General features: G+C 49.0%; 1 protein-coding gene. It reads right to left on the minus strand.

Annotated elements, in window-relative coordinates; genetic code table 11:
* Positions 1 to 618: acyl-CoA dehydrogenase domain-containing protein (locus AB4653_RS26820; protein WP_372105750.1), on the minus strand; the 618-nt coding region annotated here is incomplete at both ends.

Below are 618 nucleotides of genomic sequence, written 5' to 3' on the forward strand. Positions count from 1 at the left end.
GTAGAGTTGACTCAGGATATCCCCCAGTCTTGCTGATAGGCGCTCTCTGCGTTTCAGTGAACCGCCTAATACAGCCATTGAAATGTCAGACAGTAGCGCTAGGTTAGCACTGTAGCGGTTCAGCTGTTGGTAGTAACGCTGTGTCTGCTTATCCGTTTTATTGGATGGTGTTGGAGCGTCTGAACCACGACCGTCGGTTAAACCAAACCACAAGCTGCGGACTAGGTTACTCATAGTAAAGCTAACGTGTCCTGCTAATGCTGAATCAAACTTATCAAGTGCATCGCTGCTTTCCGAATAAGCCGCTTCCATTTCGTTCAGAACATAAGGGTGGCAGCGAATCGCGCCTTGACCATAGATGATCATTGAACGAGTCAGGATGTTTGCGCCTTCAACCGTAATCGCAATTGGTGAGCCTTGGTAACCACGAGCGAGGAAGTTCGATGGGCCTAAGCAAATGCCTTTACCGCCGACGATATCCATCGCATCGATGATGCTGCGTTGGCCACGGTGAGTACAGTGGTACTTCACGATTGCTGAGATAACCGAAGGCTTTTCACCAAGATCGATACCCGCAACCGTTAGGTTGCTTGCTGCATCCATTACATAAGCATTACC

The organism is Vibrio sp. 10N.222.48.A3 (genome assembly GCF_041475345.1).
Lineage (GTDB): Bacteria > Pseudomonadota > Gammaproteobacteria > Enterobacterales > Vibrionaceae > Vibrio > Vibrio tasmaniensis_A.